Below are 13,447 nucleotides of genomic sequence, written 5' to 3'. Positions count from 1 at the left end.
GGATTCAGGTGATTTGCCTGCATCATATATCAATCTGCCCCCAGTAGCGCCTAAAATCAGTTCAGTTGGTCCATTCCATATGCGTTGTTTTAGATTCTTCCGCGGGCAAAATAAACACAGAGGAGATACCCACTATGTTCGAAGACAAGACTTTGGTATGCAAGGATTGCGGCAAGGAGTTCGTTTGGACCGCCGGCGAGCAGGAGTTCTACGCCAGCCGTGGTTTTGAGAACCAGCCCCAGCGCTGCAAGCCCTGCCGCGATGCCCGCAAGAACGCAACCCGCGGTGAGCGCCAGATGTTCGACGCAACCTGCGCCAGCTGTGGCAAGGCCTGCAAGGTTCCCTTCCAGCCTCGTGAGGACCGCCCGGTCTACTGCAGCGAGTGCTTCGCTAAGATGAAGGAGAACGGCTGATTTACGCGCTTGTGTAAATAGTTGAATTGTTCCATTCCGCGCCCCGGCCTTACCGCCGGGGCGTGGTTTGTTGTTAAGGGTCTGCCTATGCTTACAAAACAAAACGCACGGCGCACGGCGTGGCTGGTGGGTATCGCAGCCATTGCCCTGGTGCTGTGCAGCAAATCCTCGCCGCTCTACGTCCTCAACGACTGGATGGACGCGAACATCTTCTTCACGATGGGCAAGTCGATGTTCCGCGGCAAGGTGCTTTATCGGGATGTGTTCGACCACAAAGGCCCGGTGCTGTACTTCTTGTACGGTCTTGCATCGCTGATAGACTATACCGGCTTCACCGGGGTGCTGGTGGTGGAAATCATCGCTTTTGCGTTTTTTTTGCACTGCGGTCTGCGCACAGCGGAACTGCTGGCCGGGCGGGCACTGCACCCGGCTTGGGCCGTGCTGCCCGCAGCGGGCATTGCCGCCAGCCGGGCCTTTGCCCACGGCGGCAGCGCCGAGGAACTGCTGCTGCCGTTTCTGGCGTTTGCGCTGTACGGTGCGGTGAAAACGCTGCAGGACACCCACCCGATGCCGCTACGCACCGTGGCGCTGCACGGTTTTCTGGCCGGATGTGCCCTCTGGCTCAAGTATACGGTGCTGGGGTTCTACCTCGCCTGGGTGGTGGTGCTGGCCGTCGTCTACCTGTGGCGCGGGCGGGCGGCACAGCTGGGCAAAAGCGTGGCCGCCTACCTCGGCGGCATGGCGCTGGCGACCCTGCCGTGGGTCATCTACTTCGGCGTAAACAGTGCGCTGGGGGACTGGTTCACCTGCTACTTTTATGATAACCTCTTCCTTTATAAAGGAGAGGGCGGTGGGGCACTGGCTTTGGCCCAGCACCTTTGGTGGACTGTGCGGGACGCCCTGCCTGCGGCGGTGCTGCTGACAATGTTTTTGATCTGGGCCGCAGCGGCGCGCAAGCTCAGCGCGGCGGCGGCCGTGGCCGCACTGGCTGCGGGGCTGGCGCTTACAAGCCTGATGGGCGGCTACCTCGTCTACTACGGCCTTGTGCTGGCCGTGTTCGCGCCGTTGGGCATCGTGCCGCTGGCGGCGCTTTGGGGCGCGCGCAGAAATTGCGGCCTTCTGTGGCTGGCAGCGGGGGCGGCCTGGTGCTTTGCCTTCAGCCCCAACCGCGCCTTGCGGTTCCGTGATGCCGATACGATGCCCCAGACTCGCTTTGCTGCGAAAATCAACGGTGCATCGCTGCTCAACTACGGCACGCTGGACGGCGGCTTTTACACGACGGCGGGGGTGCTTCCGCCCTGCAAGTATTTCTGCGTGACGAATATGCCGCTGGACGACCAGTGGGTTGACCAGCAGGCCGTGCTGGTGAACAGCGCAGTTGGCTATGCCGCCGCGCTGACCGGTGATTTGGGCGGCGATTTCCCGCAGTACAAGGTCATCGACCAGTGCAGCTACAACGGCGGCGAGGGTGAAGTGACCTGGTATCTCTATCAGCTGCAGCGGTGATTTGCGTTTTTGGCCTATATGCTGTATAATAACACTGATTCCTGTACATCCTGCCAGAAAGGCATTGTGCTTATGAAAAAACAACTCTCCCTGCGCCGCGTCGTCGGCAGTATCGCGGCTGCAGTGCTGGCGGCGGCTGCGGTCTGGCTGCTCTGCCGCTGGGTCGGGTACGACCTGCAGCTGCGGGTCGGCAACCAGCCGGTCTATGAGATCGTCAACGATGACTACACCCAGGTCATCGACCTGCCCGAGGAAGGATTTGACCAGGCCATTCCCCTGCAAGCCGGGGAGCCGCTCTACGGCGTGCGGCTGCGGTTCAGCACCCACGGGCAGCTCTACCGCGCGGGCATGGTCATGGTCGATCTGTGCGATGCCGCCGGGAATGAGCTGCGCCAGGCTGCGGGCAATTATGCCAACGTGTTTGACGATAACTTTACCGGGTTTTCCTTCGGTGCCCCCTACACGGCGGAGCAGGCCGAGACGGTCTACCTGCACATTTATAACGCCGTGGAGTGGGAAGGCCCGCTGGGCCTCTGGGCCAGCGAGACGGCGGTGAAGGACCTGCCGCTGACCGCCGACGGCAAAAGCCAGAACGCCACGCTGGCGCTGCAATATATGACCGATTACTCCGGCAGCTGGCCGACGCGGTTGGCCAACGAGCTGGCCCCGCTGCTGGCGGGGGGCGCCTTTGCCGCCGTGCTGTTGGCGGGTTTGCAGCTGCCGCTGGCTGTCACGGTCGCGGTGGCGGGCCTGCTTTGCGGGCTGGCGTTTGTGCGGGTCACGCCCGCGCTGGTCGCCCCCGATGAATACACCCACCTGGCCGCCGCCTATGAGCTTGCCAGCCGCCTGGGTGGTGAACAGCCCGCCGATGCCGACGGCAATCTGCTGGTCCGCGAGTGTGACGCGCCCTACTTTGGCACCCGCACCGGCGAGATCGGCATTCTCGCCTACAAGGCCGAGGCGCTGGCCATCGAACAGGAGCCGGGCGGCCCCGATGAACTGACCGCCGCCAGCACGGCCAAGGCCGGGCAAGGGAGTGGTAACTACCTGCCCCAGGCGCTGGGCCTGCGGCTGGCCCGCAGCAGCGGGGCGAGCTTCTACGTCATGCTGCGCCAGGCCCGTATCTTCAACCTTGTTTTCTATCTGACGCTGGCTGTACTGGCCGTGGCGCTGGCCCCGGCGGGGGTGCGCGGGCTGCTGGCCTGCGTGACGCTGCTGCCGATGCCGCTGCAATTAGCGGCCAGCCTTTCGCCCGATGCGTCGGTGCTGGGCATGGTGTTCTGCTACATGGCGCTCTGCCTGCGGCTGCGCCGGAAGCGGGCTGTGTGGTGGGAAAAAATCCTGCTCATTGCGCTCGGCGGGGCGGTCGGCCCGGCCAAGGCAATTTATCTGCCGGTCGTGCTGCTCTGCTTCCTTATCCCGGTGGAAAATCTCGTGGGTTCGACGGAATTTGTCAAAGGGCCGTTCGGGGCGAGGGTGCGCTCCGGGCGGCTGATCCAGGAGGCCGCCCTCATACTGGCGGGTTGCCTGTGGATCTCCGCCAACTTGGGCGAACTGGTCTACGCTGCCCGCGATATAAGCCTTGCGATGCTCGTCGTCGGCGTCGCGGCGCTGGCCGCTGCGGTCGGGCTGGTGCTTTGGCTGTATGACAAAGTACACACCGACCCGAAAAAGCTGTGCCTCTTCCGCTGCGGCCTGGGCTGCGCGGTGGTGCTGGCTGTCGTCGGTGGGGTGCTTGCCCTTTCCCGCATGGGCGGCGGGCTGGAACCTGACCAGCTGCTGATGACCAACCCCAACGGCGATTCCATCTGGACCTTCTCGCTGGGCTATATCTGCCGCAACCTGCCCGCCACGACGAAGCTCTTGCTGCGCACGATCCCTGAGCAGGGGGCACTCTGGCTGCAGGGTATCCTGGGCACGACGCTGGGTGAGCCGATCGTCTACCGCATCGATGTCAGCTGGCTGCTGGGCGTCGGCCTGGTGCTGGCGCTGCTGGCAGCGGCGCTGCCGGTGCAGGGGACGGACGCCCCCTTGGGCCGCCGCACCAAGATCGGCGTGGTGGGCATCATCCTCTGCGTCGTGGCGTCGTCGCTCGTCGTGGCGCTGAACTGGACGCCCATCAACTACCAAACGCTTTTTGGCTTGCAGGGCCGCTACTGGCTGCCCATCCTGCCGTTGGTGCTGGTGCTCTGCAAATGCGGCCGCAACATTACGCTGCGGCACGATACTTCCCGCGGGGCGGCGCTGGCCGTTACCGCCTGCACTCTGTTGACCCTGCTGCAAGGCTTTGGCCTGTACGCCAGCTGGCAGCCGGTTTCATAAATCAAACCATTCTAAAAGGAGAACACTCTCATGACCATTACCAAGAATACCATCATCGCCGAGATCCTGAACAACGACCCCACCCAGGGCTGCGTGCCCATCTTCCTGGCCACCGGTATGCACTGCCTGGGCTGCATGGCCTCCCACGGTGAGACCGTTGAGGAAGCCTGCGCTGTCCACGGTGTTGATCCCGACGAGCTCGTCGCCGAGCTGAACGACTACTTTGCACACCTGTAAGGTACCCCAGCTGGATGCCCGCTTGGCCGCCGCCTATGCCTTTGTACGGGCGGGGCGCGTGGCAGCGGATATCGGCTGTGACCACGGCAAATTAAGCGCCGCACTGGCGGGCAGCGGTCGCTGCCCGCTTGTTTTGGCTTGTGACCTGCGCCCCGGCCCGCTGGAAAAAGCCCGCGTGACCTGTGCCCCCTATGGGGACAAGGTGCAGTTCCGCCTGGGCAGCGGGCTGGCAGTGCTGGCCCCCGGCGAGGCCGAGGACATCATCATCGCAGGCATGGGCGCGGAGACGATCATAGAAATATTGGAGGCCGCTCCCTGGGTGTTTGATGCACGGTACAATCTGGTGCTGGTGCCAGCCACCAAGCACAGCATCTTGCGGCGGTGGCTGGCCCGGCGCGGTTTTGCCCTGCGGGGCGAAACGCTCTGTCAGGCGGCGGGGCGGTGGTACGCCGTGATGAACGCGCAGTACACGGGCGATGCCCGCGAACCGGATGGGCTGTACTGCCTGACCGGTCTGACACAGGGGCAGCCCGGCTGCGCGGACTATTACGCCGTGCAGAACGCGAAGCTGAAAAAGTACCGCCTCGGCCTGCCGGACGGCGCAGAAAAGGACGCGGTGGGGGCGCTTATCGCGGAATTGGACAGGCTGGCGGCAGGGTGAACATTCACGGGCGGATATGGAATCCGCCCCTACGGGCTCCACTTGTAGGGGCGCATTCCATATGCGCCCGCAGGGTGTTGCCCCGCATACAAACTTTTTGGAGGAATTATCATGTCAGTAACGGTACAGCAGATTTTGGGCCTGCTGCAGGCGGTCGCGCCGCCCGCACTGGCGCTGGATTGGGATAACGTCGGACTGCTCGTCGATGCAGGCACGCCGGTGGACGGGGTGCTGACCACGCTGGACATTACCCCCGCCGTCGTGCGGGAGGCTGTGGAAAACGACTGCCAGCTCATCGTCAGCCATCACCCGGTCATCTTCCACCCCATCAAAAGTCTGCACGCCGACGATGTACCCGCGCTGCTGATGAAAAATGGCATCTCTGCCATCTGTATGCACACGAATCTGGATGCCGCACCGGGCGGCGTCAACGATACCCTTTGTGATATCCTCGGCATTGCCGCCGAAGGGCGTGAAAGCTTTGCCGAGGGCTGCGGCCGCATCGGGACCACGATGCCAACCACTGTGGAAGCGCTGGCAAAGTTCTGCGCCGACACGCTGCACAGCGGCGTCAAGTATGTGAACGGCCAGAAGCCCGTTACCTGCCTGGCTGAGGTCAGCGGCGGGGGCGGCAGCTACTTGCAGGAGGCCATCGACCTGGGTGCGGACTGCCTTGTCACCGGCGAGGCTGCGCACCATATCGCCCTGCTGGCAAAGGAAAAGGGCGTCGGCCTGGTCGTGGCGGGCCACTGGGGCACCGAGCACGCCGTCGCCGACGTGCTGGCCGCCCACATTGCCAAGCAGTTCCCCCAGCTGGCCGTCGCCCACGCCGAGGCCGACAAAGACCCGTATTCTTACTTATTATAGTAGAAAAAAGAGAAGAAAGAAGAGGGAGGAAGACGGGACGAGGCAAAAGCCCGGCATACAGCTTTTCCATCGCGTCAGGATCTCTTCTCTTTTCACTCTTCTCGCTTACCTTATAGTATCTCGGAGGATTCTCCCTATGTCACTAGATGCCGCAACGCTGGCGCTGGTCGCCGGTGAACTGAAAACGACCCTGCTCGACGCGAAGATCGACAAAATTTTTGAGCCGACCCGCGACGAGGTGCTGATGACGCTGCGCACCCGCACCGAGACTCACCGCCTGCTGCTGTCGGCCCGCAGCGGTTCGGCCCGCGTTTGCCTGACGAAGGAAAGCTTCGAAAATCCACTCACGCCGCCGGGTTTCTGTATGCTGCTGCGCAAGCACCTGACCGGCGGGCGGCTCATCGAGCTGCGCCGCGAGCCGGGCGACCGCATCGTGTATTTTGACTTCCGCTGCACCAACGAGATGGGCGACCTAGTCACCAACACGCTGGCCGTGGAGCTGATGGGCCGTTACTCCAACCTCGTGCTCGTACAGGATGGCCGTATCATCGATGCGCTGAAGCGTGTGGACTTTGACGACAGCGAGGTCCGCCAGCTGCTGCCCGGCCTGGCCTACACGCTGCCGCCCAAGCCCGCGCGGCCGGACTTCCTCGAGGCAAGTGCTGCGTCTATTGTGGCGGCCGCCTGCGAGAAGGATCTGCCGGTGGCCCAGGCGTTGGGCAAAACGGTGGCGGGCGTTGGCCCGGTCGTCGTGCGGGAGGCTGTCTGCCGCGCACTGGGCGAAACACCGGCGCTGGCCTGTGATTTGACCGCCGAGGAAAAAGCAAAGCTGGCGGCGGCCATCGATGCACTGAAGGACGAGCACGCCCACGGCGGCACGCCGACGGCGGTGCGGCTGCCCCAGGCGGACGGTGCGCCCAAACCGGTGGAGTTCAGCTTCTTTGTCCCGCAGCAGTACGGCAGCGAGGCGATTCTGACCCAGTACCCGAGTTACAGCGAAATGCTCGAGGATTACTACGCCACCAAGGACCGCGCCGAGCGCCTGCGCCAGAAGAGCCGCGAGCTGTACAAGGCCGTCCATAATATGTACGATCGTTCCGTCCGCAAACAGGCGGCCCGCAAAGAGGAACTGAGCCAATCCGCTAAGGCCGACACGCTGCGGCTGTATGGTGAGCTTTTGCAGGCCAACCTCTGGGCCATCCACAAGGGCGACCGCCAGGTCACGGTGCAGAACTACTACACCGGCGAGGATGTGACCATCAAACTCGATCCGCGTCTGGGCGGCAACGAGAACGCGCAGAAGTATTTCCGCGATTACAAAAAGAAGCAGACCGCCCACGCCATGCTGCAAAAGCTGCTGGTGGAGGGCGAGGCCGAGATCGAGTACCTGCGCACGGTCCTGTACGAGGTGGAGAGCGCCCCGGGTGAGATGGCACTGAATGAGATCCGGGCCGAGCTCAAGAGCCAGGGCTACCTGAAATACTACAAGCAGCGCGACCGCAAGCAGAAGCCCGCGGATTTCCTGCGGTATACTTCCAGCGACGGGTTTGAAATTCTGGTGGGCCGGAACAACTTGCAGAACGACAAGCTGACCCTGCACACCGCCCGCGGTAAAGATTTGTGGTTCCATGTGCAGAAAGCCCCCGGCAGCCACTGCGTTGTCATGAGCAGGGGAGAAGATATCCCCGACACGACCAGGCAGGAGGCCGCCGAGTTGGCGGTACTCCATTCCAGCCAGAATGGCGGCGCGAAGGTGGCAGTGGATACCACCGAGGTCAAGAACATCTGGAAAGCCAACGGCGCCAAGCCCGGCATGGTCCTGTACGAGGTCTACACCACCGTCTACATCACCCCGCGTGCCGGGCTGGAGGAGCAGCTGAAACGGAAGTGAATATTCCATCAGCGCACGGTAGGGGCCGGGCAGGCCCGGCCTTCGGCTTTCCCGTAAGCAGTCGTCTGCCATACAGCTGCGGGCCGCACATGTGCGGCCCCTACAGGGCATCTTTCGATGAGGTACGTTATGAAAAAATGCGCTGCAATTCTTGCATCTCTTATTTTTCTTACTGCGTGCGCTTCTGCCCCGGCGGGCAGCATCACCCCAACGCCTGACCCGACCGCAACACCTGTCATAACCCCGGCGCCTACCGAGGCGCCGACAGCCACTCCGTCCCCGACGATGGCGGTGTACGAGGAAGTCTCCTTCGATGACTGGCGGGGCGATGCGGGCTGCCGGATGCCGGACTACACATTCAGCGCACCGCATAAACCACTGCTGCAGCAGGGCGAAAAAGTTGTCTGGCCCACCGAGGGCGTGACGCTCCGTTACTCGGCGGATTCGCTGGAAGAAGTGGCGGAGATTTTCCACACGACGGTGGAAAACATAAAAGAGCTGAACCCGGACTGGCAGGATAACTATAGCCGCAACGGCGGACGCTACTGGGACCTGAAAGTGCAAGCTGAGCCCTACACAGTGCCTGAGAACAATGTCGTCACCGTCACAGTCAATGCGCCATGGGTAGAAGGCTACTACGACCGCACAGAAGTCAGCGATGTTCCTGCTTCGCTGGACAAGCAGGCCCGGGCTGCGCTGGCCTCGGCGTATTACTTCCAGTACCATTGGTTTGGGATGCATGCGGGCTTTATGCCCTTCGAGTCTGTGGAGGGTTTGCCGGGATGGCTTCAGGGCTATGCGACGGACGGTGCGTTCTACACAAAGTTCTCGGAGTTCAGCAGCTTTCTGCACACAGTCTATTCCGATGCTTGGATCGATGATATGCTGAACATGGATCCCGCGCCTTTTGCGGAAGGGGAGAGTGACACAATCCTGACGATCGATGGTGACCGCGGCAGTAATATTGCTTACTGCGGGCATGTCTTTACCGAGCCGGAATTACAGCCTGACGGAAGCCTTACGTTTTATCAAGTCGTGCTGACTTGTGAGAACGAGGACTTCGCGGGCTGGGCGGGGGAGGAGACGATTGTGCCCGATACCGCCACTGTAACGACGGTGCGCCTGGTGCCGACGGAGAATGGCTGGCGGGTGGACGCGCTGGAGCTGCCCAACTGAGTTGTAGGGGCCGGGCATTGCGGGGTTGTGAGCGTAGGACCACGGTTGAGTGGAACGAAACCGGGGCGCGAACAATGTTTGCCCCTGCGGGGCAAACAACCGCGCGAGCGTGTTTGCTTGCAAACTGTCGGCGCTCGTTGTGCGCCGACAAGCGCCCGGCCCGCGGCCTTCCCGCAAATGACCGTTTACCTTACAGCTGCGGGCCGCACATGTGCGGCCCCTACAGAGCAATAACTTTTCACGCTGCAATTTGCCTGAAAAACAGGACTTCTTTCCCCAAAAACCATGCACTCTGTTGAAAACCCTCTCAACAAACGCCACTTTCGGCATAACGTAAAAATTTCTCAAAAAAATTTTATAAAAATGCCAAAAAACACTTGCAACGCCGGGAAACGTGTGCTATAATCTTTCTTGGCTGCGGAAGGCTTGTGCAGATAAAACAAGCTGCGCAAGCCGCGATATGCGTTGATGCGGGAGGTTGCCGCCATATAGCCGAGAGGCTGGCGGGTTTTTCCGCGGAGTATGTCCGATCTTAGAACCGGGCGAAAGAATTACGGAAACAAAGGGATATGTACGCCACTGCATTCTGCGGTGCGGACCAATGTTCACCTTACTTTGTAATGATTCTTTCCGGGAGAACTGTGTAAAACGGTTCACCGGATTTTGTCATGCGAAAAGGTTGAACACCCGGAAACGTGTGTAATTTATCGGCTCGCCTAAGGCGCAAAATTTTATAGGAGGCGAATGCAATGGCAGTCAAAGAAAAAATCAGAATCCGTCTGAAGAGCTACGATGCATCCCTGATCGATGCTGCGGCACAGAAGATCGTGGAGACCGCTAAGCGCACTGGCGCTCGCGTTTCCGGCCCGATCCCTCTGCCCACCGACAAGGAGGTCGTCACGATCCTGCGCGCTGTCCACAAGTACAAGGACAGCCGTGAGCAGTTCGAGACCCGCACGCACAAGCGTCTGATCGACATTCTGAAGCCGTCCAACAAGACGGTCGAGGCTCTCATGAGCCTGCAGCTCCCCGCCGGCGTTGACATCGAGATCAAGCTGTAATCGAGTTTCTACATTATAATGGCCGATACGCGCGGCCGTGATCCGTGAACGGTCGGCGTGTAATGGAAAGACACGGTAAAGCACCATCTCGCTGCAATGCAAACAGCGGAGAGGTCATGTTGATGGGAAACCACCAACCAATAACCTTTACAGGAGGACAAACACAATGCAAAAAGGTATCATCGGCAAGAAGCTGGGCATGACCCAGCTGTTCGACGCCAACGGCAAGGTCGTTCCGGTCACCATCATCGAGGCCGGCCCCTGCACCGTCGTGCAGAAGAAGACTGTTGAGTCTGACGGCTACCAGGCTGTTCAGATGGGCTACGGCGAAGTGAGCGCCAAGAAGGTCAACAAGGCCGCCAAGGGTCACTTCGACAAGGCTGACGTCGCTCCCAAGCGCACCCTGCGTGAGTTCCGTTTTGATGACATCGCTGCCGTCAACGTCGGCGACATCCTCAAGGCTGATGTCTTCGCAGAGGGCGACAAGGTTGACGTTGTCGGCACCAGCAAGGGCAAGGGCTATCAGGGCGTTATCAAGCGCTTTGGCCAGCACCGCCTGCGTGAGAGCCACGGCACCGGCCCTGTTGCACGTCATGCCGGTTCTAACGGTTCCACTTCCAGCCCGTCCCGCGTGTTCAAGGGCAAGCGTCTGCCCGGCCACATGGGTGCGGTCCGCGTGACCGTCCAGAACCTGAGCGTCGTCAAGGTCGACGCTGAGAACAATCTGATCGCGATCAAGGGTGCGATCCCCGGCCCGAAGGGCTCGGTCGTGACCATCCACGACAGCGTGAAAGCGTAAAGGAGGAAAACACAATGGCACAGTTTGATGTCGTCGATATGAACGGCAAGAAGGTTTCCACCGTTGAGCTTTCCGACGCCGTGTTCGGGATCACCCCGAACGAGAAGGCTGTCCACGAGGCAGTCGTCAACTTCCTGGCCAACCAGCGCCAGGGCACCCAGAACACCAAGATCCGCAAGGAAGTCCGCGGCGGCGGCAAGAAGCCTTGGCGCCAGAAGGGCACCGGCCACGCTCGTCAGGGCTCTATCCGTGCTCCGCAGTGGACCCACGGCGGTGTTGCTCTGGGCCCCAAGCCCCGCAGCTACTACTACACCATCAACAAGAAGGTCAAGCGTCTGGCTCTGCTCAGCGCCCTGTCTGACAAGGCTGCCAACGGCAACATGATCCTGGTCGACAAGATCGCCGCTGACGAGTACAAGACCAAGACCGTCGTTGCTTTCCTGGCCGCTGTCGGCGCAGGCAAGAAGAACCTGATCGTCAATGACACTCTGGACGCCAAGTTCGTCAAGAGCGCCGCCAACATCCCCGGTGTCCAGACCGCCGCTACCGGCATCAACACCTACGATGTTGTCAACGCCGACAAGCTCATCCTGAGCGTTGACGCTGCCAAGAAACTTGAGGAGGTATATGCGTGATGAAATTCGCACAGGACATCGTTCTCGCCCCCGTCATCACCGAGAACTCCATGGCTGGCATCGCTGACAAGAAGTACACCTTCAAGGTCGCTACCGACGCCACCAAGATCGACATCGCCAACGCTGTTGAAGAGCTGTTCGGCGTGAAGGTCGCCAAGGTCAACACCATCTCCGTCCGTGGTCGCTATCGCCGCCAGGGCATGCACGCCGGCTACACTGCCAAGAGCAAGAAGGCCATCGTCACCCTGACTGCCGACTCCAAGGAGATCGAGTTCTTCAACTCCATGGTTTGATGACCGGATGGCCGCAAGGCCGTCTTGAGGGCCCCGCCGAGGGGCCCGGTTATGGGGATATGACCCCGATAAAAATTCATAAGATAACAACAAGGAGATCAACATGGCTATCAAGAAGTACAAGCCGACTACCCCCGGTCGCCGTGGCATGACTGTTACTGACTACAGCGTGCTGTCCAAGGTCGATCCGGAGCGCAGCCTGCTCGAGTCCAAGAAGAAGCATGCCGGCCGCAACAACACCGGCAAGATCACCGTCCGCCATCACGGCGGCGGCAACCGCGTCAAGTACCGTGTCATCGACTTCAAGCGCAACAAGTTTGATGTCCCCGCCACCGTCAAGACGCTGGAGTATGACCCGAACCGTTCCGCCTTCATCGCACTCGTTGAGTACGAGGACGGCGCCAAGAGCTACATCCTGGCTCCCGATGGTCTGAAGGTTGGCGACACCATCATGGCTGGCCCCAACGCTGACATCAAGCCCGGCAACGCTCTGCCCTTCGAGAACATCCCCGTTGGTACCATGATCCACAACATCGAGCTGTATCCCGGCAAGGGCGGCCAGCTGGTCCGTTCCGCTGGCGTTATGGCTCAGCTGATGGCTAAGGAGAATGGCTACGCTCTGGTCCGTCTGCCCTCCGGTGAGATGCGCAACGTTCGTCTGAACTGCATCGCCACCATCGGCGTTGTTTCCAACCTCGACCACGAGAACGTCAACCTCGGCAAGGCCGGCCGCAAGCGCCACATGGGCGTCCGCCCCGGCAGCCGTGGTTCCGTCATGAACCCCTGCGACCATCCTCATGGTGGTGGCGAGGGCCGCGCTCCGGTTGGTCATTCCAGCCCGCGTACTCCGTGGGGCAAGCCCGCTCTGGGCCTGAAGACCCGCAAACACAAGGCTCGCAGCGACAAGTTCATTGTCAAGCGCGCCAACGGCTAAGGGAGGTTTTTGAACAATGTCTAGAAGCACTAAGAAGGGCCCTTACGTTCTGCCTTCCCTGTACAAGAAGGTTGAGGCTCTGAACGAGGCTGGCAAGAAGAGCGTCGTGAAGACCTGGAGCCGCTCCTCCACCATCTTCCCCGAGTTCGTCGGTCACACCTTCGCCGTCCATGACGGCCGCAAGCATGTGCCCGTGTACGTTACCGAGGACATGGTTGGCCACAAGCTGGGCGAGTTTGCACCTACCCGCAAGTTCACCGGCCACGTCGGCGCTAAGACCGCTGGCAAATAAGAGAGGAGGAACATCGAATGGAAGCACGGGCTATTCTCCGTTACGCCCGCATTAGTCCCCGCAAGGTTTCGATCGTGATGGACCTCATCCGTAACAAACCCCTGGACGAAGCGCTGGCTATCCTGCAGTACACCCCGAAGGCCGCCTGCGAGCCCCTTCTCAAGCTGGTGAATTCTGCTGCCGCTAATGCGGAAAACAACTTCAACATGGATCGCAACAATCTCTACGTCGCAGAATGCTACGTCTGCCCCGGCCCCACGCTCAAGCGCATCATGCCTCGCGCACAGGGCCGTGCATACCGCATCCTGAAGCGCACCAGCCACATGACTGTTGTGCTGAAAGAGAAACAGTAAGGAGGTA

The 13,447-nt window shown here is 60.9% G+C and carries 15 protein-coding genes; all 15 read left to right on the top strand.

Going from position 1 to position 13,447, the window contains the following annotated elements:
• The first annotated feature begins 134 nt into the window (after positions 1-134).
• A complete protein-coding gene (locus GPK89_RS04555) occupies positions 135-413 on the top strand; it encodes a zinc-ribbon domain containing protein (protein ID WP_215691759.1) in 279 nt (92 codons plus the stop codon).
• A gap of 87 nt (positions 414-500) precedes the next feature.
• A complete protein-coding gene (locus GPK89_RS04550; protein ID WP_215691758.1) occupies positions 501-1,919 on the top strand; it encodes a hypothetical protein in 1,419 nt (472 codons plus the stop codon).
• 72 nt (positions 1,920-1,991) lie between these two features.
• On the top strand, positions 1,992-4,241 hold the full coding sequence (locus GPK89_RS04545) for a DUF2142 domain-containing protein (RefSeq protein ID WP_215691757.1): 2,250 nt from the start codon (positions 1,992-1,994) through the stop codon (positions 4,239-4,241).
• A 30-nt stretch (positions 4,242-4,271) separates the two neighbouring features.
• The gene (locus GPK89_RS04540; protein WP_215691756.1) at positions 4,272-4,478 is read left to right on the top strand and encodes a DUF1858 domain-containing protein; all 207 of its coding nucleotides are present in this window, start codon (positions 4,272-4,274) and stop codon (positions 4,476-4,478) included.
• A complete protein-coding gene (locus GPK89_RS04535; protein ID WP_215691755.1) occupies positions 4,465-5,139 on the top strand; it encodes a class I SAM-dependent methyltransferase in 675 nt (224 codons plus the stop codon). Before GPK89_RS04540 ends, GPK89_RS04535 begins: the two co-directional genes overlap by 14 nt.
• A gap of 111 nt (positions 5,140-5,250) precedes the next feature.
• Positions 5,251-6,006: a Nif3-like dinuclear metal center hexameric protein gene (locus tag GPK89_RS04530; protein WP_215691754.1), complete on the top strand. Its 756-nt coding sequence runs from the start codon at positions 5,251-5,253 to the stop codon at positions 6,004-6,006.
• A gap of 136 nt (positions 6,007-6,142) precedes the next feature.
• Entirely contained in the window at positions 6,143-7,897 is a 1,755-nt protein-coding gene (locus GPK89_RS04525) for an Rqc2 family fibronectin-binding protein (RefSeq protein ID WP_215691753.1), read from the top strand.
• A 129-nt stretch (positions 7,898-8,026) separates the two neighbouring features.
• Complete coding sequence (locus tag GPK89_RS04520; RefSeq protein WP_215691752.1) at positions 8,027-9,073, top strand: hypothetical protein; 1,047 nt, start codon at positions 8,027-8,029, stop codon at positions 9,071-9,073.
• A 749-nt stretch (positions 9,074-9,822) separates the two neighbouring features.
• Positions 9,823-10,134, top strand: coding sequence for a 30S ribosomal protein S10 (gene rpsJ / locus GPK89_RS04515; protein WP_078783555.1), 312 nt, complete (start codon positions 9,823-9,825; stop codon positions 10,132-10,134).
• 166 nt (positions 10,135-10,300) lie between these two features.
• The gene (rplC, locus tag GPK89_RS04510) at positions 10,301-10,933 is read left to right on the top strand and encodes a 50S ribosomal protein L3 (protein ID WP_215691751.1); all 633 of its coding nucleotides are present in this window, start codon (positions 10,301-10,303) and stop codon (positions 10,931-10,933) included.
• Positions 10,934-10,947: 14 nt separating this feature from the next.
• Entirely contained in the window at positions 10,948-11,568 is a 621-nt protein-coding gene (rplD, locus tag GPK89_RS04505) for a 50S ribosomal protein L4 (protein ID WP_078783557.1), read from the top strand.
• A complete protein-coding gene (rplW, locus tag GPK89_RS04500) occupies positions 11,568-11,861 on the top strand; it encodes a 50S ribosomal protein L23 (RefSeq protein ID WP_078783558.1) in 294 nt (97 codons plus the stop codon). Before rplD ends, rplW begins: the two co-directional genes overlap by 1 nt.
• A gap of 103 nt (positions 11,862-11,964) precedes the next feature.
• Entirely contained in the window at positions 11,965-12,795 is an 831-nt protein-coding gene (gene rplB / locus GPK89_RS04495; RefSeq protein WP_078783559.1) for a 50S ribosomal protein L2, read from the top strand.
• 16 nt (positions 12,796-12,811) lie between these two features.
• On the top strand, positions 12,812-13,087 hold the full coding sequence (gene rpsS, locus GPK89_RS04490) for a 30S ribosomal protein S19 (protein ID WP_078783560.1): 276 nt from the start codon (positions 12,812-12,814) through the stop codon (positions 13,085-13,087).
• A 17-nt stretch (positions 13,088-13,104) separates the two neighbouring features.
• Positions 13,105-13,440 (top strand): 50S ribosomal protein L22, encoded by a 336-nt coding sequence (rplV, locus tag GPK89_RS04485; RefSeq protein WP_078783561.1) that lies wholly within the window; start codon positions 13,105-13,107, stop codon positions 13,438-13,440.
• The last annotated feature ends 7 nt before the right edge of the window (positions 13,441-13,447 follow it).

The organism is Gemmiger formicilis (genome assembly GCF_018784445.1).
Lineage (GTDB): Bacteria > Bacillota > Clostridia > Oscillospirales > Ruminococcaceae > Gemmiger.
Note: the sequence above shows the minus strand (reverse complement) of the source record. Positions and strands in the feature narration are given on the sequence as shown.

Excerpts from the sequence above, each read along its gene's own strand:
- GPK89_RS04545 (WP_215691757.1), top strand. The coding sequence starts at position 1,992 with ATGAAAAAACAACTCTCCCTGCGCCGCGTCGTCGGCAGTATCGCGGCT.
- GPK89_RS04530 (WP_215691754.1), top strand. The coding sequence starts at position 5,251 with ATGTCAGTAACGGTACAGCAGATTTTGGGCCTGCTGCAGGCGGTCGCG.
- GPK89_RS04520 (WP_215691752.1), top strand. The coding sequence starts at position 8,027 with ATGAAAAAATGCGCTGCAATTCTTGCATCTCTTATTTTTCTTACTGCG.
- rplB (WP_078783559.1), top strand. The coding sequence starts at position 11,965 with ATGGCTATCAAGAAGTACAAGCCGACTACCCCCGGTCGCCGTGGCATG.
- rplC (WP_215691751.1), top strand. The coding sequence starts at position 10,301 with ATGCAAAAAGGTATCATCGGCAAGAAGCTGGGCATGACCCAGCTGTTC.
- rplW (WP_078783558.1), top strand. The coding sequence starts at position 11,568 with ATGAAATTCGCACAGGACATCGTTCTCGCCCCCGTCATCACCGAGAAC.
- rplD (WP_078783557.1), top strand. The coding sequence starts at position 10,948 with ATGGCACAGTTTGATGTCGTCGATATGAACGGCAAGAAGGTTTCCACC.
- GPK89_RS04540 (WP_215691756.1), top strand. The coding sequence starts at position 4,272 with ATGACCATTACCAAGAATACCATCATCGCCGAGATCCTGAACAACGAC.
- GPK89_RS04555 (WP_215691759.1), top strand. The coding sequence starts at position 135 with ATGTTCGAAGACAAGACTTTGGTATGCAAGGATTGCGGCAAGGAGTTC.
- GPK89_RS04525 (WP_215691753.1), top strand. The coding sequence starts at position 6,143 with ATGTCACTAGATGCCGCAACGCTGGCGCTGGTCGCCGGTGAACTGAAA.
- rpsS (WP_078783560.1), top strand. The coding sequence starts at position 12,812 with ATGTCTAGAAGCACTAAGAAGGGCCCTTACGTTCTGCCTTCCCTGTAC.
- rpsJ (WP_078783555.1), top strand. The coding sequence starts at position 9,823 with ATGGCAGTCAAAGAAAAAATCAGAATCCGTCTGAAGAGCTACGATGCA.
- GPK89_RS04550 (WP_215691758.1), top strand. The coding sequence starts at position 501 with ATGCTTACAAAACAAAACGCACGGCGCACGGCGTGGCTGGTGGGTATC.
- rplV (WP_078783561.1), top strand. The coding sequence starts at position 13,105 with ATGGAAGCACGGGCTATTCTCCGTTACGCCCGCATTAGTCCCCGCAAG.